Below are 22,954 nucleotides of genomic sequence, written 5' to 3'. Positions count from 1 at the left end.
ATTACTTGAGCTGCGTATTGGCGACCGGCAGGATCGACGCGACGTGCCAGCCGTGCGCGTCCTTCACGAAGGTCTGACTGATCAGGAACGTGTTGCTTTGCGGCTGGCCGCCCGGCAGTGCGCGCGTGAAGACGATGGGCACGAGAATCTGCACGACGTTGTCGGTGATTGTCGCGGTGTCGAACTTCGACATGTCGGGTTCGAGGTGCCATGTGCCCTGATAGTAGTCGCTGAATCGCTTGACTACCGTGTCGGCGCCCCGGGTTTCCACGCCGCGCGAAAAGAACAGCATCTGCGGCGAATCCCACAACATCGATCGCACCGCGCTCGGGTCGTGTGCATTCTGTGCCGCGACGAACTTCGTGAATAGCGCGCGGGCTTCGGCTTCGTGCGACGGCGTGGCTGCGTGTGCGGCCGATGTGAGGGCGATGGCTGCAAGAATGGAGAGGATGGTGCGTTTCATCTGTGGGAACCTGTGGTTGAACGATCTGGGAAAAAGCATGTGACGAAGGTCACGCCTGCTTGTGGAATAGCTCGGCGTTTTCCGCGAGCCACGCAGTGAACGGACGAGGTGCTTCGCCGGTAAGCTCTTCGAATGTCGACGTCGTTTCTGCGAGCACAGAGTCGCGGAACATCTGATCGAGGCCGACCAGCAGATCCACCACGAAGGGTGCGAGACCTGCGGCAAGCAACGCAGCGCTTTGCTCATCAGGCGAACGGTGTTGATAGTCGACGCGGCGACCGAGCAAGCGAGAAAGCTCGTCGGCGATCTGCGGCATGGTCCACGCGCGCGGGCCGGTCAGATGGTACGCACGCTGCGACTGCGGCTCGACGTCCTCGAGTAACGCGCTGTGTGCGGCTTTAGCGACGTCGCGCGTATCGATGAAATTAATTCGCCCGTTGCCAGCAGCACCCGCCCACGAACCGGTGGCGATCGGCTCTGCAAAGCGATTGAAAACGTCCGCGAATGCCGACGGACGAAGGGCCGTCGACGCGACCGGTTGCCTCGCGAGATGCGCCTCGATTTCCATATGCCATGCAAGCGGATTCAACCGCGTCGCGGGCCCCATCGCCGAGAGCTTGACGATATGACCGACCCCGGCGGCAACGGCAGCGTCGATCAATGCAATCTCGTTGGCGACCTGACGCGGTGACGTCCCCTGCGCGATGAACAATCGATCGGCGCCCGTCAGCGCAGCTACGAGCGTGTGGGGCGCGTTGTCGAAATCGACGGCGACCGCTGCAACGCCATCCGGCAACTGCGCTTGCCCGGGCCGGCGGCTCAACGCAACCACATCGACAGGATCGGCGGCAAGAAGGCTCGTCAGTGCGGAGCCGACGCGTCCGGTTGCGCCGGCAATCGCGATTCTGGGTTTACGCGGCTGTGGAGGCAATTTTTCCAACGTCATTCTCCTGCGGGTTGTCCTGGAACGATCGGTCCAGGTATAATGGATCGATCGTTCCAGGATGTCAACGGGAGATTCAATGAGCGGAAAACCACAGTTCGACGAGAGCACGGTAATGGCGGCAGCGGTCAACGTCTTCTGGCGCCGTGGCTATGCGGCCGCGTCCATCAGCGATCTGACGAACGCGATGAGTTTGTCCCGGTCCAGCATGTACCAGCGATTCGGCGACAAGGACAGCCTGTTCGTCGAAGCACTGCAGGCCTACACCGAGCGTGTGCTGCGCCGGATGAATGCGGCGCAGGGCGAGACCGCGCGCGAACAGCTCGCGGCGGTGCTGCGCGCGTTCATTCCCGATCCATCGGCAGCGCAGCGTCCTGCCGGCTGTCTGATCGCGAGAAGCTGTGCGGAGACGGTGGAGCTGTCTGCAGCAGGGCGGGACGCTGCGATGGCCGCGCTCGCGAGCCAGCGCGATGTGTTGATCGGCATCATGCGCAAGGGCATCCGGAACAAGGAGTTGACGCGTAAGGCGGACGTCGAGTCACTCGCATGGCATTTTCTTGGCGTGCAGCAGGCGGTCATCAATTTCGCATCCGCCGGTGCCGATCGCGGCACGCTCAACCGGATGATCGATGCGGCGATGGCCGCATGGCCTGAAGAACAGGAGACTGCGCTACGCCGCTAAGCCGCCTCATGCGCAAACATCACTCGCATAGTTAAAGCAGATGGAACAGTGATGGCAACACGCCAGGAATGATCTTTACCGATGTATCGGTGATCATCGTTTCCGTGTTCCCCACCCATCTGGAGTGTTCGATGAGCGCAGCGAGACGGTCGAGCGTGGCTCTCGTTACCGGTGCTTCGAGCGGATTCGGTCGCCTGACCGCAGAAGCGCTCGCTAAAGCCGGACACATCGTCTACGCGGCGATGAATCATACGTCGGAGCGTAACGCGCCGACCGTCGCGCAGATGATGGAGTTCGCGGAGATCAACACCGTCGATCTGCGCGTCGTCGAACTCGATGCGCAGTCGCAGGAATCCGCTGATGCCGCCGCGCGGCACGTGATCACCGGCGCCGGTCGCATCGACATCCTCGTGCATAACACCGGCCACATGGCGTTCGGTCCCGCCGAAGCGTTCACGCCGGAACAGTACGCGCACCTCTACGACATGAACGTGCTGAGCACGCAACGCGTGAATCGCGCGGTGCTGCCGTATCTGCGCCGGCAGGGGCAGGGACTGCTGGTGTGGGTGTCGGGTTGCAGTTCGACAGCCGGCAAGTCGCTTTTTCTTGCGCCGTATTTCGCGGCGAGAGCGGCGATGGACGAACTCGCAATTCAATACGCACGCGAAGTGTCGCGCTGGGGTATCGAGACGTCGATCGTGGTGCCGGGGGTGCCTGGCGAATCTGCCGCGCAGAAGAACGAGGCGACGCGCGAACCCAGCCCCTGCAATGCCATCGACGCGCTCGCATCAATGGCGCCACCCGATGCCGACATCGCGATGGTGAGCGACGCGATCGTCAGGATCGTCGATACGCCGTTTGGTCAGCGGCCGTTCCAGGTCCATGCAGATTCAGCCCACGTCAATTCCGATCCGTGCTTCACGGTGCTCGACCGGATGGAGATCGACATGCTGTGCCGCGTCGGTCTCGGTGATACGACGCGGCGACGTGGGTTGCGTTCAGCGGTTGCACGGTATGGGTGCTTCTAGCGGAGGCAGCGCGAACGGCAATCCGCATTTGTGCAGATTTCATTTCGCCTAAATGCTTACTTCCCCGTCGAAACGGCGAACTAAAATTTTTGCTTGCCGCCAACGGCGGATCGTTTTAGTGACCGTCGGTGCGTCTTCCCGGCTATGCGCCGAATTCAAGCCTCTCCATCGCATCTGAAAAGGATTTCCTCATGAGCATCAAAGCAATTGCCAAACCCGCCAGCTCGCTGCTGAGCCCGAAGGATCACACGCTGATCCTGATCGATCACCAGTCGCAAATGGCATTCGATACGAAGTCGATCGACATCACCGCGCTGCGCACGAACGCGGCCATCCTCGCGAACACTGCGAAGGGCTTCAAGGTGCCGACGATCGTTTCGACGATTTCGAAGGACAGCTTTGCTGGTCCGCTGTTCGACGAAATCTCCGACGCGCTGCCGGACGTCGAAGTCACCGACCGTACGACGTCGAATGCGTGGGAAGACGAGAAATTCGTTGCCCGCGTCAACGCCGCCGGCAAGGACCGCCTCGTGATCGCCGGTCTATGGACGTCGGTGTGCTGCAACGGTCCGGTGCTGTCGGCGCTGGAGCAGGGCTACGAAGTCTATGTGGTCACCGACGCATGCGGCGACGGCTCGGAAGAAGCGCATGAGCGTGCGGTGTCGCGGATGATCCAGACCGGTGCGCGTCCGATCACGGCGCTGACCTATCTGCTCGAACTGCAACGCGACTGGGCACGTGTCGAGACCTACGATGTCACCACCGGCATCGCGATGAAGTTCGGCGGCGCGTTTGGCGTCGGTGTGAAGTACGCGAAGACGATGTTCGCTGCGCTGGCGAACAGGACCGCTTAAGGCTCCAATTCTTTAACGATCCGGGAAGGCGTTTGCGTCTTCCCGCTAAAGATAAAGAGCGTGGGACTTTCTGCAATGGCACCGCATAAAACCCGTCCCGCGCCCGTCGATGTACGTCGCCTCTCCCCGCACAAGCACCATAGCGAACACAACGTGAAACCCTATCTTCTGTCGCTGGGTGTCGGTCTCCTGGTAGGCGTTATCTATTCGCTTCTCAACGTACGCTCGCCCGCGCCACCTGCCATTGCGCTGGTTGGATTGCTCGGCATTCTGCTGGGCGAACAGGCGGTTCCCTATGCCAAGGTCATGATTCAGCATCATCGCGCGATGGCCGAATTTCATGCACCGCGTCCCGAAGCGAAAACACCCGAGCGCCTAACGACCTCGTATAACGATCAATACAACGATCAATAAAAGGAACATCGCCCATGACGCCTCGATTCATCGTCGGACTGATCGAACGGCCCTGGTTCGGCCTGCTCGCACGCACGATGCTCACGCTGCCGTATTGGACCAGCGGCCTGGCGAAGCTGGTTGATCTGAAGGGCGCGCTAGCCGAGGTGCAGAGCTTCGGTCTGCATCCGGCATGGCTCGTGATGTCGCTCACCATCGCGGTCGAGATCGGCGCGTCGATCGCCGTGATTACCAGCCGCTTTACATGGCTTGCCTGCGGCGCGCTAGCGGTTTTCACCGGACTCGCCGCGACGCTCGCGTATCACTTCTGGTCGATTTCCGATCCCATTCTGCGCTTCAACGATCGCAACTCCTTCTTCGAACACGTCGGATTGATCGGCGGCTGCATGCTCGCGTCGATCCTCGCGGATCGCGAGCATCGACAGTAGCGGCAGCATGCGATCGCTTGCACGGAACCCCGGTTTTTTCCATAGAGGTCAATGATGACTTTAAACGTCGACGGCATCACCGTTCCCGATAGCAAGCTGGCTCGCGAAATCACCGAACTGGTTCGCGATACCGAATCCCCGTTGCTGTTCAATCACTCCAGCCGTGTGTACTACTTCGGTGCGCTGGCAGGCAAGCGCCGTGGCCTGAAGTTCGATGCCGAACTGCTGTACTGCGGCTGCATGTTTCACGACATGGGGTTGACGCATCAGCACAGCAGTGCATGCGAGCGCTTCGAAGTGGATGGCGCGAATGCCGCCCGCGATTTCATGAGGAGCCACGGTATCGCGCAGCAGGACGTCGATACTGTATGGACCGCGATTGCGCTACACACCACGCCGGGCATTCCGCAACACATGCATCCCGTCGTCGCGCTCGTAACGGCCGGCGTGGAAATGGACGTGCTGGGACTGACATACCCCGAATACAGCGATGCCGAACGCGAAGCGGTGGTCAATGCGCATCCGCGTACGCCGCATTTCAAGGAAGACATCATCCAGGCGTTCTACGACGGGATCAAGCGCAAGCCGGACACGACGTTCGGTAACGTCAAAGCCGATGTGCTCGCCGACAAGGACCCGACGTTCAGGCGGGGAAATTTCTGCAGCGTGATTCGTGCATCCGCGTGGGCCGGTTGAGTTCAATTCTCGCAAGCTATCCCAAGTCGTGAACACAACGACGGGGTCCACCTTTTCAATCGTTCAGGAGCACTCTGATGCCTACCAAGCTGACCACCCGAAAACTGACTCACGCGACAGGCGCACCTGTCAGCGATAACGTCAACATTCAGACCGCCGGCCCGCGCGGTCCCGCGCTGCTGCAGGACATGTGGCTGATCGAGAAGCTTGCTCACTTCGACCGCGAAGTGATTCCCGAGCGACGCATGCACGCGAAGGGCGCAGGCGCGCACGGAACGTTCACCGTCACGCACGACATCACGCGCTGTTCGAAGGCAAAGATCTTCTCGGGGATCGGCAAGCAGACGCCGATGTTCGCGCGCTTCTCGACCGTTGCAGGTGAACGCGGTGCCGCGGACGCCGAGCGCGACATCCGCGGCTTTGCGCTGAAGTTCTATACCGAGGAAGGCAACTGGGACGTTGTCGGCAACAACACGCCGGTGTTTTTCTTCCGCGATCCGCTGCGGTTCCCCGATCTGAATCATGCGATCAAGCGTGATCCCCGTACCGGGCTGCGCAGTGCCGACAGCAACTGGGATTTCTGGTCGCTGCTGCCGGAAGCCTTGCATCAGGTCACGATCGTGATGAGCGAACGCGGCATTCCGAGCACGTTCCGCCACATGCACGGCTTCGGGAGCCACACGTACAGCTTCCTGAACGCGGCGAACGAACGGACCTGGGTGAAGTTTCATTTCCGCACCAAGCAGGGCATCCAGAACCTGACGGATGCCGAAGCTGAAGCGCTGGTCGGCAAGGATCGCGAGACGCATCAGCGCGATCTATACGAAAGCATCGAAGCAGGGGACTTCCCGCGCTGGACGCTGTTCATTCAGGTGATGACGGACGCGCAGGCAAAGGCGCATCCGGTCAATCCGTTCGACTTGACGAAGGTGTGGTCGAAGAAGGATTTCCCGCTGATCGAAGTTGGCTATTTCGAGCTGAACCAGAACCCGGAGAATTTCTTCGCGGACACGGAGCAGGCCGCATTTTCGCCGGCTAACGTGGTGCCGGGGATCGGCTATTCGCCGGACAAGATGCTGCAGGCGCGGTTATTCTCGTATGCGGATGCGCAGCGCTATCGTCTTGGCGTGAACTTCAATCACATTCCGGTGAATGCGCCGAAGTGTCCGTTTCGCAGCTATCACCGCGACGGCGCGATGCGTACCGACGGCAATCTTGGCGGTGCGGTGTCGTACTGGCCGAACAGCAAGGGTGCATGGGCGGATCAGCCGGAGCTTAACGAACCGCCGTTGGAAATCGACGGTGCTGCTGCGCATTGGGACCATCGCGTCGATGACGACCACTATCAGCAGCCCGGCGATCTCTTCCGGATGATGAGTGCGGCTCAACGTCAGACGCTGTTCGACAACACCGCGCGTGCGATGGGCAATGCACGCGACAAGGTGAAGCAGCGCCACATCGAGAACTGCACGAAGGCCGATCCGGAGTACGGTGCGGGGGTGGCTGCGGCGCTTGCACGCCTCGGGTCCGCCGCGCGTTAAGACGTACTGTTCTGTTTTCGTAGCAGACGCCCCAGAGATTTTCTTCGGGGCGTAATCGTGTTGCACGTGCGTAAAAAATTGCACACGCTTCATGTTGACCGAAACCACGACGATCGATTGATACGGGACGCAGGGCTTTTATTTTCCTGCTTTAATCCCTGCATTCCTTGTGCATCGTCGTAGCCGACGCTAACCGGTTTCGGAGACGAACCATGACCACGACTCACACCCCCGACAAACTTTCATGGGACGATCTACGCATCGTCAGAGCGATCGGCGAGAGCGGCGGTCTTGCGCCTGCCGCAGCGGCACTGAGCGTCAACCATTCGACGATTTCCCGGCGGCTCGCAGCGGTCGAAGAAATTCTGGGCGTCGTATTGTTCGATCGACGTCGCAAAGGCTACACACCGACAGAGGCCGGTGCCGACCTGATGGCTTTGGGCGATCGTGTCGAGAAGGATATTCTCGGCGTGGTGCGTCGCGTGTCGGGTCATGCGCAGGGGCACAAGGGCGATCTACGCATTGCGACCAGCGATGCGCTTCTGCTGGATTTTCTGACGCCGATCATCGCGGATTTTCGCGCACACAATCCGGAGATAAGGCTCGAGGTCCTCGTTGGCAACAAGCCGACGAACCTCGCACGCGGCGACGCCGATATCGCTTTTCGCGCGACCATCGCGGCACCGGACAATCTTTTCGGCCGACGCATTGCAACCATCGCATGGGCAGTCTACGGGCGCAGAGTCGATTATGTCGGTGTGACGGCCACGCCTGAAGAGCTATATCAGCGCCAATGGGTGTCGTACGGTAAGGGCCTGTCCGGCCTCAGGGCATTCAATTTCGTCAACGATCGTGTGAGTCGCGAGAGAATCGTCTACCAGAGCGATTCCGTTGCGGCCGTGGGGTCGGCAATCGCAGCGGGAATCGGGATCGGACTGCTGCCGTGCATGCACGGTGACCTGTTGCCCGGCCTCGTTCGCATCGGTCCGGTCGTGCCGGATGTCTACGACGAACTGTGGGTGCTGACGCATCCCGACATCCGTAAGTCCGGGCGGGTCTACGCGTTCATGACGTACTGCGCGGAGGCTGTCGCGAGGCATCGCGACTTTATCGAAGGCAAGGGGCATGCGCCGCAGTGGCGACGCGGGTAGCGGGTTAAAGCCGGGTTAAAGTCCGGATGAACGCGCTAGCGAAAGCAGATCGTCCGGCACACGAAACACGCTGGCAGGATCCGCTCGCAGCAATGCATCGATGTCCGTATAGCCCCACGCGACTGCGCCAAACGCAACGCCCGATTGCGTGGCCGCTTCGGCGTCGCGAATCTCGTCGCCCACGTAGATCGTCGTGGCGGGGTCTGCCTGCGTACTCTTCAGGATGTTACGCACGCGATGCGACTTTCCAAACATCGTCGATCCGCATTCCAGCGCGGCGAAGCGACCGATCAACGAAGCGCCCAATACCGCCTGCACATTCTCGATCGAATTCGATGTCGCGACGGCCAGCGCGATGTTCTTCTGCAGCAGCGCATCCAGTACCTCGACGATGCCTGAAAACGGACGGATTTCATCAATCCGCGAGCGCATGATCTTGCGGAAATCCGTTAGCACTGTCGGCACTTTCCAGAGCGGGATCTGCAGTTCCTGAAGGACTTCCATCGCGCTCATGCCGCGCAGCTTGGGCTGTTCTTCATCGGCGACTTGCCGGAATCCATGCTTGATTGCCAGTGCGTTGATTGAGTCGGTGAATACTGGGTAGGTGTCGGCGAGGGTGCCGTCGAAGTCGAAGATAGCTAGATGGGTTTGCATGAGATTGAATGATGAGTAAAGCGGCTGCCTCTGTGCACCCGCTATTCCGCTGTATTATCGATCAAGCGAACCGGATGCGCAGTGTAGCAATCCATACCGCCCGCAGTCCGACTGTCCTCCCAATAAATAATAGAAGACATGTTCCTGACCATCACTACAACGCATCGCCCGGCCACCGACCTTGGCTATCTGCTTCACAAGAATCCGGCGCGGGTCTACTCACGACGCGAGTCCTTCGGCACCGTCCACGTTTTTTATCCGACGGTCACCGAAGAGACCTGCACGGCAGCACTTTACGTGAACGTCGATGTGATCGGGCTCGTGCGTGGCCGCGACGGCGTCGGTCCGCTGGGACAGTACGTGAACGACCGGCCGTATGCCGCGTCGTCGCTCCTTAGCGTCGCGATAGCCGAGACGTTTGGCAGCGCGCTTGGTGGGCGCTCGAAGGATCGTCCTGAACTCGCCGATACGCCGATCCCGCTGCAGTTTTTCCTGCCCACATTGCCGTGTCGCGGGGATGCATCGCTGCTCCGGTCGCTGTTCGAACCGCTCGGGTATCGCGTCGACGCCGAACGGCTCGCGTTGGACGACCGCTTTCCGTCGTGGGGCGACAGTGCGTTTTTCAGCGTCACGCTGACGGTTACCGCAACGCTTCAAGCGGCGCTGGGTCATCTGTACGTGCTCATTCCGGTGCTCGACAACGCGAAGCACTACTGGATCGCCGAGGAAGAAATCGACAAGCTGTTGCGTCATGCCGGGCCATGGCTGAATGCGCATCCGCAGAAGGAACTCATCGCGCACCGGTATCTGAAGCGGCGACGAAACCTCACGGACATCGCACTGGATCGGCTGTTGAGTACCGACGACGGTACTCAAACCGACGCGGGTGAATCTACGCAGAGCGCCGCGACGCCGACCGAAGAGCGCGAACAGGCACTCGAACGCACGATGTCGCTCAACGATCAGCGGATGTCGGCGGTCGTCCGCGAGGTCGAGGCGCTGCACGCAGCGAGCGTGATCGATCTGGGTTGCGGCGAGGGGCGACTGCTCAGGCAGTTGCTGCCCGTCAAATCCGTTGCGCGGATCACCGGCGTCGACGTATCGGTGCGCGGGCTGGAAAACGCGCGTGAACGTCTCGACAACGACCGGCAACCGCAGATGCTGCGGGACAAGCTGAAGCTGCTGCACGGATCGCTGACCTATCGCGACCGCCGCTTCGAAGGTCACGATGTGGCGACGGTCGTGGAAGTCATCGAGCATCTGGACGAAGCGCGTCTGACGACTTTTTCACGCGTGCTGTTCGAGTTCGCCCGTCCGAAGGCGATCGTTCTGACGACGCCGAACCAGGAGTTCAACGCGAAGTTTCCGAGCCTGCCTGCCGGCGAATTCCGGCATCTGGATCATCGCTTCGAATGGACGCGTGCGCAGTTCGAAAGCTGGGCGCACGAACAGGCGCGGCAATTCGGGTATCGGGTGCGTTTCGAGCCGATTGGTGAAGTCGATCCGGTACTCGGACCACCCACACAGATGGCCGTATTTATCCTGGACCAACTGGACCAACAACCGCACGGGAACGCATCGTGAAGATCGACATTCCAGAACTGTGCCTCGTTCTGCTCGTCGGCGCCTCCGGGTCCGGCAAGTCGACATTTGCCCGCAGGCATTTCCTGCCGACCGAAATCGTCTCGTCCGATTACTGCAGGGCGATACTCGCGGACGATGAAAACGATCAGTCGGTGACGAAGGACGCATTCGAACTGCTTAACCTGATCGTCGCGAAGCGTCTCAAGCTCGGCAGAACGGTGGTCGTCGATGCGACGAATGTGCAGCCGATGGCGCGCAAGAATCTGATCGAAATCGCGAAGGACTATCACACGTTCAGCGTCGCGATCGTGTTCGATCTGCCCGAGGCTGTGCTGCTGGAGCGGCACGCAGGCCGTACCGATCGTCATTTCGGCGAGCAGGTGATCCGCAGGCAGCAACAAGAATTGAAGAAGTCTCTTCGCGGTCTCGAGAAGGAGGGGCTGCGCTTCGTTCATGTCGTGAAGAACGAAAGCGACGCCGATTCGGCGGTGATCAACCGGACGCGTCTGTGGTCGAACCTCAAGCATGAAAAAGGACCGTTCGATATCGTCGGGGACGTGCATGGTTGTTCCGACGAATTGCTCGAACTCGCGACGACGCTCGGCTATGTCGTCACCGATCGCGACGGCGAGTATTCGGTCAGTCATCCGCAAGGCCGCAAGCTTGTCTTCGTCGGCGATCTCGTCGATCGCGGGCCCGACTCGCCTCGCGTCATCCGCTTCGTTCAGCAAGCGGTTCGCGCGGGTGCGGCGTTCTGCGTTGCGGGCAATCACGATGCGAAGCTTGCGAAGGCGCTGCGCGGTCGCAACGTCAAGATCGGTCACGGCCTCGAGCAGTCGCTCCAGCAGCTTGAAGCGATGTCCGCTGGATTTCGCGAGGAAGCCGCTACCTTTCTCGAAGGCTTGCTAAGCCACTACGTGTTCGACGACGGCAAGCTCGTCGTCGCGCATGCCGGCTTGACCGACGACCTGCATGGCCGCACGTCGGCGAGAGTGCGCTCGTTCGCGATGTACGGCGAGACGACCGGCGAAACCGACGAGTTCGGTTTGCCGGTGCGCTACAACTGGGCGAAGGATTATCGCGGTAAAGCGACGGTGGTCTATGGCCACACGCCGGTGCCCGAAGCCGAATGGTTGAACAACACCATTTGCCTCGATACCGGTTGCGTGTTTGGTGGGAAGCTGACGGCGCTCCGCTATCCGGAACGCGAGCTTGTCTCCGTTGCTGCGCGGCGCGAATACTACGCGCCGCTCAAGCCGCTGGTGGAGGCGAACCCACTGTCGGCGCAGCAAAGCGCGGACGACGTGCTCGACATCGCCGACATATCGGGCCAGCGTTTCATCGATACCACGCATCGCGGCAGGCTTCGCATTCCCGAGCAGAATGCGGCGGCCGCGCTCGAAGTCATGAGCCGCTTTGCCGCGAATCCCCGCTGGCTGATGTACCTGCCGCCGACGATGTCGCCGAGCGAAACGTCCGTGCTGCCCGGTTTGCTCGAGCATCCGGCCGAAGCGTTTTCCTACTATCGCAATCAGGGCATCGACGAGGTCGTGTGCGAAGAAAAGCACATGGGCTCGCGGGCGGTGGTGATCGTCTGTCGTGATGAGGAGGCCGTGCGCCGGCGTTTCGGCATCGACGGCGAAGGCATCGGCATCATTTATACGCGGACTGGACGGCACTTCTTCTCCGACACGGGAACGGAGCAGGCGCTGTTGCAGCGGCTTGCTGCGGCTGTCACGGCCGCGAACCTGTGGACCGAGCTCGAGACCGACTGGCTGTGTATCGATTGCGAGCTTTTGCCGTGGTCCGCGAAGGCGATGGACCTGATCCGCAGCCAGTACGCGCCGGTCGGGACCGCCGGCGCGGCGATGCTTGCGTCGCTGTCCGATGCGCTGCAACGTGCGGACGGAGACGCGAGCGAACTGGCCGCGCTCCGGTCCGATGTCGACGGGCGTCTTGCTGCGGTCAAAGCCTATCGTGCGGCCTACGCGCAATACTGCGCGGCGACGGACAGCATCGAGAACATCCGCCTCGCGCCGTTTCATCTGCTGGCGTCCGCGAACCGGACGCACCTCGATCGTAATCACGAATGGCACATGCAGCAGCTCGCGCGCCTCGTGCAAGCGGCGCCCGATCTGGTGATCGCCACGCCGCACCGGAAGGTGCACTTGAGCGACGACGCGCAATGTGCGGAAGCGATTGCGTGGTGGGAGGCGCTGACGCAACGCGGTGGTGAAGGCATGGTCGTCAAGCCGCTCGATTTCATGGCGCGCGGCAAGAAGGGATGGGTGCAGCCGGCGATCAAGTGCCGAGGTCCCGAGTACCTTCGCATCATCTACGGCCCCGAGTATCTTCGCGATGAAAATCTGGTGCGACTGCGCGAGCGGAATCTCGGTACGAAACGGAGTCTTGCGCTGAAGGAGTTTGCGCTGGGCGTCGAGTCGTTGCAGCGCTTCGTCGACGATGAGCCGCTGCGCCGTGTCCACGAATGCGTGTTCGGTGTCCTTGCGCTGGAAAGCGAACCGGTCGATCCGCGGCTGTGACCTGATATCGGGATTGTTGTCCAGGTATGTCATCTTCGGTGACGTACCTGGCGACAGGCTATTCCATCTTCGATACGCATTCCTTTAGCATCCCACGAATACTGCTTTTGCAAAAAGATACCGCGTCGCCTATAAATATTACGAAATCCGGTATTGCCAGTATTTGAGTTGCAATCCAATCCGTATGCATCTGTCTGTTACGCTCGCCCTCCGAATAGCGTGCGACTTCGATGCACAAGTCGCGGAATAAAACCGGCTGCCACCTCGAAGCATCGAATCGCGAATGAATGCCATGCTCCGGCTTCAAATGCGTCACACATCATCGCTACGATCCTCCGTATTGAACCGCTGGATGCCTTCACCAAAGCCTGCCCGATCTCACCTGAGCACTGCTCGAAGAAGCCATCGCGCATGACATCGACATGCCACCGCGTTCAGTTGGCCGCGCTGTCGCGCAAACGTTTGGTTTTCCTTTTCGATATCTACAACAACTCTTCCGGGATGGCTGATCGCCACTACGGAAATGCGTCGTTAATTCGGGTGAGTGACATTCAAAAGGTCAATACATGAAAACGAGGAAATTGGAGAAAGCGTTGAAGCCGACGCTGTTCGCGGCGGCGGTCCTGGTGCTGGTCGGTGCGTCGTACAGGAACGCACAGGCCTATCCTGCGTGGGCACCGGATACTTATTACGTCGCAGGGGCGATCGTCACGTACAACGGCCAGAACTATCGGGCGATCGTGAATCAGCAGGACTATTCCAGCTCCGGCTGGAATCCGACGACGGCGAGTCTGTGGGCGCCCGTAGGAGGCACATCGACAACCCCACCGCCGACGTCGACTCCAACGCCGCCGGCTTCTTCCGGGAGTTGCCCTGTCGGCTGGAACAGCGGCACGGCATATACCGCGGGCAGCGTCGTGTCGTACAACGGCGTCGAATACCGCGCGAACTGGTGGACCCAAGGGCAGAATCCGGCGTCGAATAGCGGGGTGTCGGGGAGCGGTCAGCCGTGGACTGTTGTAGGTAGCTGTGCTGTGTCTACGCCGACTCCAACACCTACGCCTACACCCACGCCGACTCCCACACCAACGCCGACTCCCACACCAACGCCGACTCCAACGCCAACGCCAACGCCAACGCCAACGCCAACGCCAACGCCAACGCCAACGCCAACGCCAACGCCAACGCCTACGCCAACACCCACGCCTACGCCCACACCCACTCCAACCCCAGGCAACTGGACCGGCGGCTCCGTACCCGGCTGGCCGTCGTACATCGCAATGGGGGCTATCGGCGGCCCGAACATCACGCCACCGACGGCCACGTCGACCGGAGGCAACGACGACTTCGGCGGCAAGCCCGTCGACGTGGTCTTCAAATATGCCGGCGTAAACGGCAACGGTGACCCAGGCACGATCGATCCGCCGACCAACGCGTGGCGGATGACCAACGACTTCAACGCGCTCGCTCCGATCAACCAGCATCCGACGCGAGTCGCGATCGTCGAGTACACCGCGCAGATGAGCGGCGGCGCGAACTTCGACGACTTCACGAACGGTGCAGCGGGCCTGAGTTCGGGCAATCCGGCCGCGACGTATCTGATGGGACGTCACTTCGCGAGCCTGGCCGCCGATGCAGCGATGCTCGGCAGCTTCCCCGTGTCGTATCAAGGGCAAAACTACTACGGTTCGCTGCTGATGAATCCGGACCTGCTCGGCGCAATCCAGCAGAACGGCTACGTCGGCAATGTGAATTCGGCGTTGCCTGCGGGCGCGGTCAACAAGGCCGTCGCGCAGGCGATGTGTCTGATGACGACGTCGCGCAGCTACACAAACACGTCGAACCCGAATGGCCTGGGTTCCGCACCTTATCTGGGGAAGACCTATACGGGTACGCCGGTGCAGATCCTGCGCAGCCTGCTCGCCGATGGTTATCCGGAATGGAGTCTCGATTCACAGAGCGATTCGTTCTGGAACACGAGCGTCAACAATACGACGTCGGCCGGCACGTACAGTCAGGTGGGCACGTGGTTCAACGCGTGCGTGACCAACCCCGTCTACAACACCAGCACGTACCCGACACCGACGTTTCCGGCCGGATTCGCGGGCTGGGTGCAGGCCAACAACTGGTTGATCCGCACGCTTGCTCCAAAGGGCACCGTGACGTTCGGCTGGCAGGACAACATGTGGGCAGTGGGTTCGGGCTTCTGGCTGCATCAGAGTCTGAGCAGCGCACAGATTGCGACGGCGTTTTCGACGCCTGTGTCGAGCTGGCTGAATACCAACGCGCCGGCTGCAATCGATACATCGAATGCGGTCGGCCCTGACTTCTTCCTGTTCGATCGTTATGAAATGGACGACAGCGCGTCGCCCGGCGCGGCCACGCTCTACAACGCACGCTCGTGGGATAACTATCTCAGTGCGGTAGGGCAGCTTAGTCAGGCGAATCGCAACATCCCGATCATGCTGTGGCAGATCCCCGGATCGCACATTCCGAATACGGCCGAAACGAATCCGGAACTGTTCCAGGGCACGGCGGGCTCGTATGTGTTCAGCACGGCCCCGGTCTACTTTTTTGGAGACAGCAATCTCACATCGAATCTCGGCAACATGATCAAGGGGCCGGCGAGCAGTTCGAACACGAATACGTCGGTCGGAAACTACGCGCCGGCGTGCGGAGCGAACGCGTACAACTGTCTGACGGCGAATTCGAGCTATCAGCAGTACCTGCTCGAGTACGCCAACAAGGCGAACAACTACAACTGGAGCAGCGACAACGGCAAGCGGACCCTCGCGGCTAACAACAACGTGTTCGCGGTCCTCTGGGGCGGCGGCAACACAACCAACGTGATCAAGAATTTCAGCAACACGGACGATCACGGCTGGCTGGCCAACAAGTTGATTGGTTATTACGCGAAGCCGACGCCGGTGGTGAAGCATTGATGAGCGTTGAGTGATGCTGCGGCTGCTCTTGCTTTATAAGGGCAGCCGCTTCACGGAATCGCGCGAATGGTTACCCACTTCATCCGTCACTTGCGAGCCGCAACCCCCTCCACAAACCCCACCAGATCTCGATCAAACCGCGCCGGCTCCTCGATAAACGGCGCATGCCCCGAGTCCGCATACAGCGTGCTCCGAATCCGCGGATTCAACTGCGTTGCGCGAGCGATCGCGGGCTTTGCTTGAACCAGCGCGTCCTGCGCGCCGTAGATCAGCAACACAGGTACGCGCGCGTTGCTTAAACCTTCGGCCGCCGCAACCGTCATCGACTGCACGCTACGCTGCATATCCCATGACGCGATCGCCGCATTTGCGAGCAGCCGCTCGAACGTAGCGGCGTCGGGCTGGCGATGAAAACACAGCGCGACGAACGCCCGCTCGCCGTCGAGATGTGTCTTCAGGTCCGTCGAGGTCATGTCGCGGTACACATCCGGATGCGCGACGATCTGATCCGCCTTCAACTCGATGACACCGTCGACATACACGGCGCCCGCGATGTGCTCGTCCCCATACGCGGCGAGATAGTTCGATATCACGGCACCGCCCAGCGACCATCCGACAAGAACCGGCTTGCGAGCATGCGATGACGCAATGACCGCAGCAAGATCATCCGCCCAGCGACGTCCATCACGATACGCATCGGCATCGGTCGGCTTGCTGGAAAGACCGTGACCGCGCATGTCGTACGTGATGAGCCGATAGCGTTGCAGCTGCGGATCTTTCAACTGCGCGTCCCAGTTCAGATGACTGCCGAGCAATCCGTGGATGAAGACGATCGGCGGGCCATCGGGATTGCCGGTTTCCTGAACGGCGAGCACGACGCCGTCGGGTGCAGTGACCGTGTAGGTTCGGCCATCCGCGAGCGCCGGCCGCGATACCGCAAACAGCGCGCTAAACGCGGCTAATGCGAAAAACGCGTGACGAAATATACGCAGCATACAAAGCATACGAAGAAGAGACATGAAGCACTCCATGGTGATCAGAATGCCCCAGTCTCAACCGTCACACTGATGTAAGGGTCAAGCGGAAACAGACAAAAAAATACTGCTATGCTTTTTCCACCATGAAACAGGCCTCCGCAGATAATTCGCCGCCGCTCACCATTGGTGCGCTCGCCAGCGAAACCGGCGCAAGCGTCCGCTCGATCCGTCACTACGACGAACACGGCCTGCTTACATCGGTTCGCGCGAGCAACGGCTACCGCGTGTTTCCACGCGCGGCCGTCACGCAGGTCAGGCAGATCCAGCGGATGATCGCAACAGGTTTCAGCGTCGCCGACATCCGCGCGTTTCCCGACTGCATGCGGATGATCGAAGGCGCGAATGCGTGCAGCCAAACCTCCGACGTCCAGCGCAAGCGGCTCGCATCGATCGAACGCCAGATCGCCGACCTCGAACGCCGCCGCGCCCGTCTGCTCAAGACGCTGAACGAAGGCATCGTGCCGCCGCTCGACTGATTCGCCTGCACCTGAAACCCGTAATCCTGCCGTAATAACAACGCCGTATTGTCACCGGACAAATGGGGCGACAAATAGGGCGACAAGCGGGGCGAGCTTGCCCTTAAGGTTTCCTTCAGCTTGACTTCGTACGATCGCGAGATTGTCCGCAGCCAGCGCGCGAGCCATACCGGCCGCGCACGGATTGCGCAGAACACGCGTGCGGAAGTGCGCAGGAGCATCCATGAAAACGCTGTTTTTGCAGGCTCCGTCGTATGACGGTTTCGACGGCGGCGCGGGTTCGCGCTATCAGGCTAAACGCGAGGTCCGCTCGTTCTGGTACCCGACGTGGCTCGCGCAGCCTGCGGCGCTCGTCCCGGACAGTCGCGTGCTCGATGCGCCCGCCGACGGTCTGTCGGTCGACGCGACACTCGACATCGCACAGCAATACGATCTGGTCGTCATTCACACCAGCACGCCGTCGTTCCCCACCGATGCACTCTTTGCCGAAGACCTGAAAAAGCGCCGCCCCGGCGTGCTGATCGGCATGGTCGGCGCAAAGGTCGCGGTCGATCCGCACAACTCGCTGACGGCAAGCGATGCAATCGATTTCGTCTGTCGCGAGGAATTCGATTTCACGTGTCAGGAAGTGGCCGAAGGCAAACCGCTCGCGGGCATCCTGGGCTTAAGCTGGCGAGCCGCCGACGGGTCGATCGAACACAACGCGCCGCGTCCGATCCTCGAGAACATGGACGAGCTGCCGTTCGTCGCGCCGGTCTACAAACGCGACCTGAAAATCGACAACTACTTCATCGGCTATCTGAAACACCCGTATGTATCGATCTATACGGGCCGTGGCTGCCGCTCGAAGTGCACGTTCTGTCTGTGGCCGCAGACGGTAGGCGGGCACCGTTACCGCACGCGCTCGGTCGAGAACGTGCTGGAAGAAGTGAAGTGGATCCGCGACAACATGCCCGAGGTCAAGGAGATCATGTTCGACGACGACACGTTCACCGACTTCAAGCCGCGCGTCGAAGAGATCGCACGTGGTCTGGGCAAGCTGGGTGTGACGTGGTCGTGCAACGCGAAGGCAAACGTGCCGTACGCGACGCTGAAGATCATGAAGGAGAACGGCCTGCGTCTGCTGCTGGTCGGTTACGAATCGGGCGACGACCAGATCCTGCTGAACATCAAGAAGGGACTGCGCACGGATATCGCGCGGCGTTTCAGCGAAGACTGCCGCAAGCTGGGCATCAAGATTCACGGCACGTTCATTCTGGGCCTGCCCGGCGAGACGCAGGAAACGATCGCAAAGACCATCACGTACGCGAAGGAAATCAATCCGCACACGATCCAGGTGTCGCTTGCGGCGCCGTACCCGGGCACGACGCTGTATCGACAGGCCGTGGAGAACGGGTGGCTTGAGGAGAACAAGGTGATAAACCTTGTGAGCCGTGAGGGCGTGCAGCTGGCCGCGATCGGCTATCCGCATCTGTCTCGCGACGAGATTTACCACCAGCTAGAACGCTTTTATAAGCAGTTTTACTTCCGCCCATCGAAGATCTGGGAAATCGTGCGCGAGATGCTGACGAGCTGGGAAATGATGCAGCGGCGTCTGCGCGAAGGCGTGGAGTTCTTCCGTTTCCTGCGCGCACACGAGGCATAAGCGTGAGGTCGGCGGGCGAGGCAGGCGAGGTGGCCGGGGCACAAGCATGATTCGCCACTCCGGCCGTATCGCCGCATTCGCCGGTTTGCTGCTGGCATTCTGGCTCGTGTGGCGCGACGATCCGCGCACGGTGCTCGGCCTGATGCGCACGGCGGGTGCCGGGCTTGCGTTAGCCGCAGCGGTACACGTACTGCCGATGATCGCGAGCGCATTCGACTGGCGTTCGCTGATGCGCGGTCCTCGTCGCCCCACGGTGCTTGCGATGCTATGCGTCGTGTGGATTCGCGAATCGGTCAACGGGATGTTGCCGGTTGCGCGCGTCGGCGGCGAGGTCGTGTCGTTCCGGCTGCTGCAGCGCTGGGGTGTGCGGCCTTCGATGGCGGCGGCGGGTATCGTCGTCGATATGCAGTTGAACGTGATTGCGCAGCTGCTGTTCACGATGGCCGGCATCGGCTTTCTGTCGATGACCACGCAATCGGACACGCTGCGTCTCGCCGGCGATCTTGCCTGGGGCGTCGTCGTGCTCGCACCGCTGCTGCTGCTGTTCGCATTCGTCCAGCACGCGAGTCCATTTGAGCGCATCACGCACGTGCTGAACCGGATTGCGGGCGGCAAGCTCGCGGCGCTTGTCGGGCAGTCGGCACGCATCGATCAGACCATTCTGTCGATCTGGCGGCGGCGCGCTGTCGTGTTGCGTTATCTGCTGTTCTGGCAGCCGGTGAAGCACGCGGTAACGGCGCTCGAACTCTGGGTCGCGCTGTATTTTCTCGGCGCGCAGGCGAGTTTTCTCGACGCGTTCGTACTCGAAGTATTGATTCAGGCCGTGAGCAGCGCAGCGTTCTTCGTACCCGGCGGGCTCGGCGTGCAGGAGGGCGGCTTCGTGCTGATCGGCGGCGTGCTCGGTCTCGATCCGGCGACGTGTCTCGCGCTGGCCGGCGCACGTCGCGTGCGCGATCTGCTGGTGTACGTGCCGGGACTGTTCGCATGGCAGATCGCGGGGGCGTCGGATCTTCCGGCACACCGGCGCGATAACATGTCGGCGCTGGCCACGAGCCGTGTGATTGCCGACAAATAATCGGTCAGTTATCGCAAGCCAGCTTTCTCTGCTGAAAGCGCCGCACCCCGAAGCATCTTCCATCGAGCACGCGCTGCGTTAAGCGCTTTAGTCATACGCGTGCAGGCTTACAACTGCCGCCGTACTTAAGCGTTCCTTCAGGTTGCGTCGCTACGATCACCTGCATGTCCATTTCTGTCACAGACGAAGCGTAGCGTTTCGTCGTGGTCCAGTCGTGTTTGAGCATGGGTCGGCCGCTGCGATGCAAAGAAGGCGGCCCGTTCTGCGAGCATCGGTATCGCCATGTACATCGTGAAGTTCGTCACTGTCGACATGCTGCGCGCCCATCTGCTGACCGCTGCGTTTACCGCGATGGTCGTGCAGGTTGCGTCGCTGGCTTCACTGCTGCTGTTCGGCGTTGCTGAAAGCGTGTTCGATTCCAGTGCGTTTCGTGCGTCGTGCGTGCTGGCGATCATCGCGGGGACACTCGTCGCACGCCGTGTTGCGCATGTCGCGTTCAGCGGTGCCGTGAAAAGCCATCACGCGACCTGCTGCAACCGGCCGATGAAATGCATCTCGGTTTCGTCCGATTGTCCGCGTCGTCTGCTTGTCATCCTGCATCTGCGTCTGTCCGGAATACCGTTCGAACTCGCTTGATAGCCTGACGTCCGATACCCTCATGCCGCCCGCCCGCTCCGCGCTGTTCTTCGACAACGCGTCCCGCCCGGATGCCATCGCGAGCACGCGTCGATGACTGCGCTGCATGCGTGGCCGCTGTCGCAGTGGCTGATCGCGTGTGCGTGCGGCGGCGCCGCGCTGTATGCGATCTTCGCCGCACTCGCGATGCCGTTTTTCTTTCGCCGCGAACGACACGGCGTGCCGCAACGAACACATCGTTTGCCGGCGGTCACCGTGTTCAAGCCGCTATGCGGCGACGAGCCGCGTCTCTACGACAACCTCGCGACGTTCTGCGAGCAGACCTGTGATCGTTTTCAACTGCTGTTCGGCGTATCGGCCTGGGACGATGCGGCGATCGCAATCGTGCAGCGCTTGCGAGCCGCTTATCCGCACATCGATATCGAGCTGATCGTCGATGCGCGCGTGTACGGCAGCAATCTGAAGGTCAGCAATCTGATCAATATGTCGGCGTACGCGCGGCATGATCTGTTCGTGATCGCCGACAGCGACATCGCCGTGCGGCCCGACTATCTCGCGACCGTCGTCGCGCCGTTGAACGATGCGTCGGTCGGCGTCGTGACGTGTCTGTACGAGGCGAGGGGAATCGGTGGATTCTGGCCACGCGTCGGCGCGTTGTTCATCAACGAATGGTTCGTGCCGTCGGTGCGTATCGCGCATGCGGCAGGTTCGCGCGACTTTGGTTTCGGCGCGACGCTTGCGCTGCGTCGCGAGACGCTCGAACGGATCGGCGGCTTCGCAGCATTGCGCGACTGCCTCGCCGATGACTACTGGCTCGCGCGGCACGCACGCGAACTCGGATTGCGCACGGTGCTGTCGCCCGTCGTGGTTGCGACCGACGTGATCGAGCAGAGCTTCACCGCGCTATGGCGCCGCGAGACGCGCTGGCTGCGCACGATCCGCTCGGTGAATCGTCTGGGCTTTGCGTGTCTGCCGATTTCGTTTACGTCGCCGTGGTTGCCGTTTGCCGCGTGGTTGGCGTCGCGCGCGTCATCGAGTGGCCACGCCTGTTTTGCCACGACGATGACCGTTTGCGCGGTCGCGGGTCTCGTCGCGCGCGTGCTGCTGCATGCGCGCTGCACGCACACGTTGCGTAGCTTCTGGCGCGACCTGCCGCTCGTACCGTTGCGCGACGGTCTGTTCATGCTGCAATGGCTCGGTGCGACGGTCGGCACGCACGTCGTGTGGCGCGGTGCACGCGTGCCGGTGACGGCTTCGCTTACGCCGCCCACGCCGCTCGATAACCGGGGTATCGTCGACGTCATGGAAACCTCCGATGGCGGCTGACCGCATGCACGCAGACACACCGCCGCGCCTCATCATCACCGCCGACGATTTCGGCCTGCATCCGCGCGTCAACGAAGCGGTCGAGCAGGCGCATCGGCATGGCGTGCTGACGTCGGCGAGCCTGATGGTCGGCGCACCGTTCGCTAGCGATGCGGTGGCGCGTGCGCGGCAACTGCCGCAACTGCGTGTCGGATTGCACGTGGTGCTGGCCGACGGCCACGCCGTGTTGCCGCGTGAACAGATCGATGCGCTGGTCGATGCGGATGGCCGCCTCGGCGACAACATGGTGCTCGACGGTTTCCGGTTCTTCTTTCTGCCGCGCGTGCGCCGGCAACTCGCCGCCGAAATTCGCGCACAGTTTGATGCGTTCGCGCAGACAGGGCTCGCGCTCGATCACGTGAACACGCATAAGCATTTTCATCTGCATCCGGTCGTGCTGGATCTTATCCTGCGCATCGGTCGCGACTACGGGATGCGTGCGATGCGCTTACCGGTCGAGGCCGATACGCCCGCGTGGCTGCGACCATGGATTGCATTGACGCGCCGACGGCTGGCACGCGCGCAGATCGCGCATAACGACTACGTAATCGGTATCGACGACACCGGGCGTATGGACGAAGCCGCATGGCTGCGCGCACTGCAACAGCTACCCGCCGGCATCGGCGAAATCTATTGCCATCCGGCCATTGCCGGCGACCGTGCGTTGACGCCCGGCATGCAGCAGTATCGTCACGCAGACGAGCTGAGCGCGCTACTGTCGCCGCGAGTGGCCGCCGCACTCGATGCCACAGGCGCGACACGCGGCGGTTTCGCGGACGTTGCAGTCCGCGTCTAGA

General features: G+C 61.3%; 21 protein-coding genes and 1 pseudogene. 18 read left to right on the top strand and 4 right to left on the bottom strand.

Annotated elements, in window-relative coordinates; genetic code table 11:
- Position 1 precedes the first annotated feature (1 nt).
- Together E1748_RS06385 and E1748_RS06380 are read right to left on the bottom strand one after the other, a co-directional pair.
- Complete coding sequence (locus E1748_RS06385; RefSeq protein ID WP_133646275.1) at positions 2–463, bottom strand: YybH family protein; 462 nt, start codon at positions 461–463, stop codon at positions 2–4.
- A gap of 49 nt (positions 464–512) precedes the next feature.
- Positions 513–1,538 (bottom strand): SDR family oxidoreductase, encoded by a 1,026-nt coding sequence (locus E1748_RS06380; protein ID WP_240766358.1) that lies wholly within the window; start codon positions 1,536–1,538, stop codon positions 513–515.
- Here E1748_RS06380 and E1748_RS06375 point away from each other — a divergent pair.
- The 8 genes from E1748_RS06375 to E1748_RS06340 all read left to right on the top strand — a co-directional run bounded on the left by E1748_RS06375 (position 1,486) and on the right by E1748_RS06340 (position 8,200).
- Positions 1,486–2,088 (top strand): TetR/AcrR family transcriptional regulator, encoded by a 603-nt coding sequence (locus tag E1748_RS06375; protein WP_133646274.1) that lies wholly within the window; start codon positions 1,486–1,488, stop codon positions 2,086–2,088. The genes E1748_RS06380 and E1748_RS06375 overlap by 53 nt on opposite strands.
- A gap of 131 nt (positions 2,089–2,219) precedes the next feature.
- On the top strand, positions 2,220–3,116 hold the full coding sequence (locus E1748_RS06370; protein ID WP_133646273.1) for an SDR family NAD(P)-dependent oxidoreductase: 897 nt from the start codon (positions 2,220–2,222) through the stop codon (positions 3,114–3,116).
- A 191-nt stretch (positions 3,117–3,307) separates the two neighbouring features.
- Positions 3,308–3,970 (top strand): hydrolase, encoded by a 663-nt coding sequence (locus tag E1748_RS06365; protein WP_133646272.1) that lies wholly within the window; start codon positions 3,308–3,310, stop codon positions 3,968–3,970.
- Positions 3,971–4,123: 153 nt separating this feature from the next.
- Positions 4,124–4,384, top strand: a complete 261-nt coding sequence (locus tag E1748_RS06360) for a DUF1427 family protein (protein WP_133647261.1) — start codon at positions 4,124–4,126, stop codon at positions 4,382–4,384.
- A gap of 14 nt (positions 4,385–4,398) precedes the next feature.
- A complete protein-coding gene (locus E1748_RS06355; RefSeq protein WP_133646271.1) occupies positions 4,399–4,812 on the top strand; it encodes a DoxX family protein in 414 nt (137 codons plus the stop codon).
- 54 nt (positions 4,813–4,866) lie between these two features.
- A complete protein-coding gene (locus E1748_RS06350) occupies positions 4,867–5,508 on the top strand; it encodes an HD domain-containing protein (RefSeq protein WP_133647260.1) in 642 nt (213 codons plus the stop codon).
- Positions 5,509–5,585: 77 nt separating this feature from the next.
- Positions 5,586–7,049, top strand: a complete 1,464-nt coding sequence (locus E1748_RS06345; protein ID WP_133646270.1) for a catalase — start codon at positions 5,586–5,588, stop codon at positions 7,047–7,049.
- Positions 7,050–7,261: 212 nt separating this feature from the next.
- Positions 7,262–8,200: a LysR family transcriptional regulator gene (locus E1748_RS06340; protein ID WP_133646269.1), complete on the top strand. Its 939-nt coding sequence runs from the start codon at positions 7,262–7,264 to the stop codon at positions 8,198–8,200.
- 15 nt (positions 8,201–8,215) lie between these two features.
- On the opposite strand, the gene E1748_RS06335 is transcribed toward E1748_RS06340, so the two are convergent.
- The gene (locus tag E1748_RS06335; RefSeq protein WP_133646268.1) at positions 8,216–8,854 is read right to left on the bottom strand and encodes an HAD hydrolase-like protein; all 639 of its coding nucleotides are present in this window, start codon (positions 8,852–8,854) and stop codon (positions 8,216–8,218) included.
- A 138-nt stretch (positions 8,855–8,992) separates the two neighbouring features.
- Here E1748_RS06335 and E1748_RS06330 point away from each other — a divergent pair, with 138 nt between their 5' ends.
- The 4 genes and pseudogenes from E1748_RS06330 (at position 8,993) to E1748_RS06320 (ending at position 15,923) form a co-directional block, all read left to right on the top strand.
- Positions 8,993–10,438 carry a 3' terminal RNA ribose 2'-O-methyltransferase Hen1 gene (locus E1748_RS06330; protein ID WP_133646267.1) on the top strand — a complete coding sequence of 482 codons (1,446 nt, stop codon included), beginning with the start codon at positions 8,993–8,995 and terminating at the stop codon, positions 10,436–10,438.
- Complete coding sequence (locus E1748_RS06325) at positions 10,435–12,981, top strand: polynucleotide kinase-phosphatase (protein ID WP_133646266.1); 2,547 nt, start codon at positions 10,435–10,437, stop codon at positions 12,979–12,981. The genes E1748_RS06330 and E1748_RS06325 overlap by 4 nt, the downstream gene beginning before the upstream one ends.
- Positions 12,982–13,547: 566 nt before the next feature.
- Positions 13,548–13,976 (top strand): annotated as a pseudogene (locus E1748_RS31900) (carbohydrate-binding protein); the annotation flags it as partial.
- A 285-nt stretch (positions 13,977–14,261) separates the two neighbouring features.
- Complete coding sequence (locus E1748_RS06320) at positions 14,262–15,923, top strand: hypothetical protein (protein WP_166653483.1); 1,662 nt, start codon at positions 14,262–14,264, stop codon at positions 15,921–15,923.
- Positions 15,924–16,009: 86 nt separating this feature from the next.
- On the opposite strand, the gene E1748_RS06315 is transcribed toward E1748_RS06320, so the two are convergent.
- Entirely contained in the window at positions 16,010–16,942 is a 933-nt protein-coding gene (locus tag E1748_RS06315; protein WP_240766356.1) for an alpha/beta fold hydrolase, read from the bottom strand.
- A gap of 101 nt (positions 16,943–17,043) precedes the next feature.
- On the opposite strand from E1748_RS06315, the gene E1748_RS06310 reads away from it, so the two are divergent.
- From E1748_RS06310 to hpnK, 6 genes are all read left to right on the top strand, one after another.
- Positions 17,044–17,436, top strand: a complete 393-nt coding sequence (locus E1748_RS06310) for a MerR family transcriptional regulator (protein ID WP_133646264.1) — start codon at positions 17,044–17,046, stop codon at positions 17,434–17,436.
- Between the two features lie 223 nt (positions 17,437–17,659).
- The gene (hpnJ, locus tag E1748_RS06305) at positions 17,660–19,081 is read left to right on the top strand and encodes a hopanoid biosynthesis associated radical SAM protein HpnJ (RefSeq protein ID WP_133646263.1); all 1,422 of its coding nucleotides are present in this window, start codon (positions 17,660–17,662) and stop codon (positions 19,079–19,081) included.
- A gap of 46 nt (positions 19,082–19,127) precedes the next feature.
- Positions 19,128–20,156: a lysylphosphatidylglycerol synthase domain-containing protein gene (locus tag E1748_RS06300; protein WP_133646262.1), complete on the top strand. Its 1,029-nt coding sequence runs from the start codon at positions 19,128–19,130 to the stop codon at positions 20,154–20,156.
- A gap of 282 nt (positions 20,157–20,438) precedes the next feature.
- Entirely contained in the window at positions 20,439–20,792 is a 354-nt protein-coding gene (locus E1748_RS06295; protein WP_240766354.1) for a hypothetical protein, read from the top strand.
- A gap of 93 nt (positions 20,793–20,885) precedes the next feature.
- Positions 20,886–22,118, top strand: coding sequence for a bacteriohopanetetrol glucosamine biosynthesis glycosyltransferase HpnI (hpnI, locus tag E1748_RS06290; protein WP_133646261.1), 1,233 nt, complete (start codon positions 20,886–20,888; stop codon positions 22,116–22,118).
- Between the two features lie 4 nt (positions 22,119–22,122).
- Positions 22,123–22,953 (top strand): hopanoid biosynthesis-associated protein HpnK, encoded by an 831-nt coding sequence (gene hpnK / locus E1748_RS06285; protein WP_133646260.1) that lies wholly within the window; start codon positions 22,123–22,125, stop codon positions 22,951–22,953.
- The last annotated feature ends 1 nt before the right edge of the window (position 22,954 follow it).

Source organism: Paraburkholderia flava, from assembly GCF_004359985.1.
GTDB lineage: Bacteria > Pseudomonadota > Gammaproteobacteria > Burkholderiales > Burkholderiaceae > Paraburkholderia > Paraburkholderia flava.
This window is presented reverse-complemented; position numbering and strand designations above follow the sequence as displayed.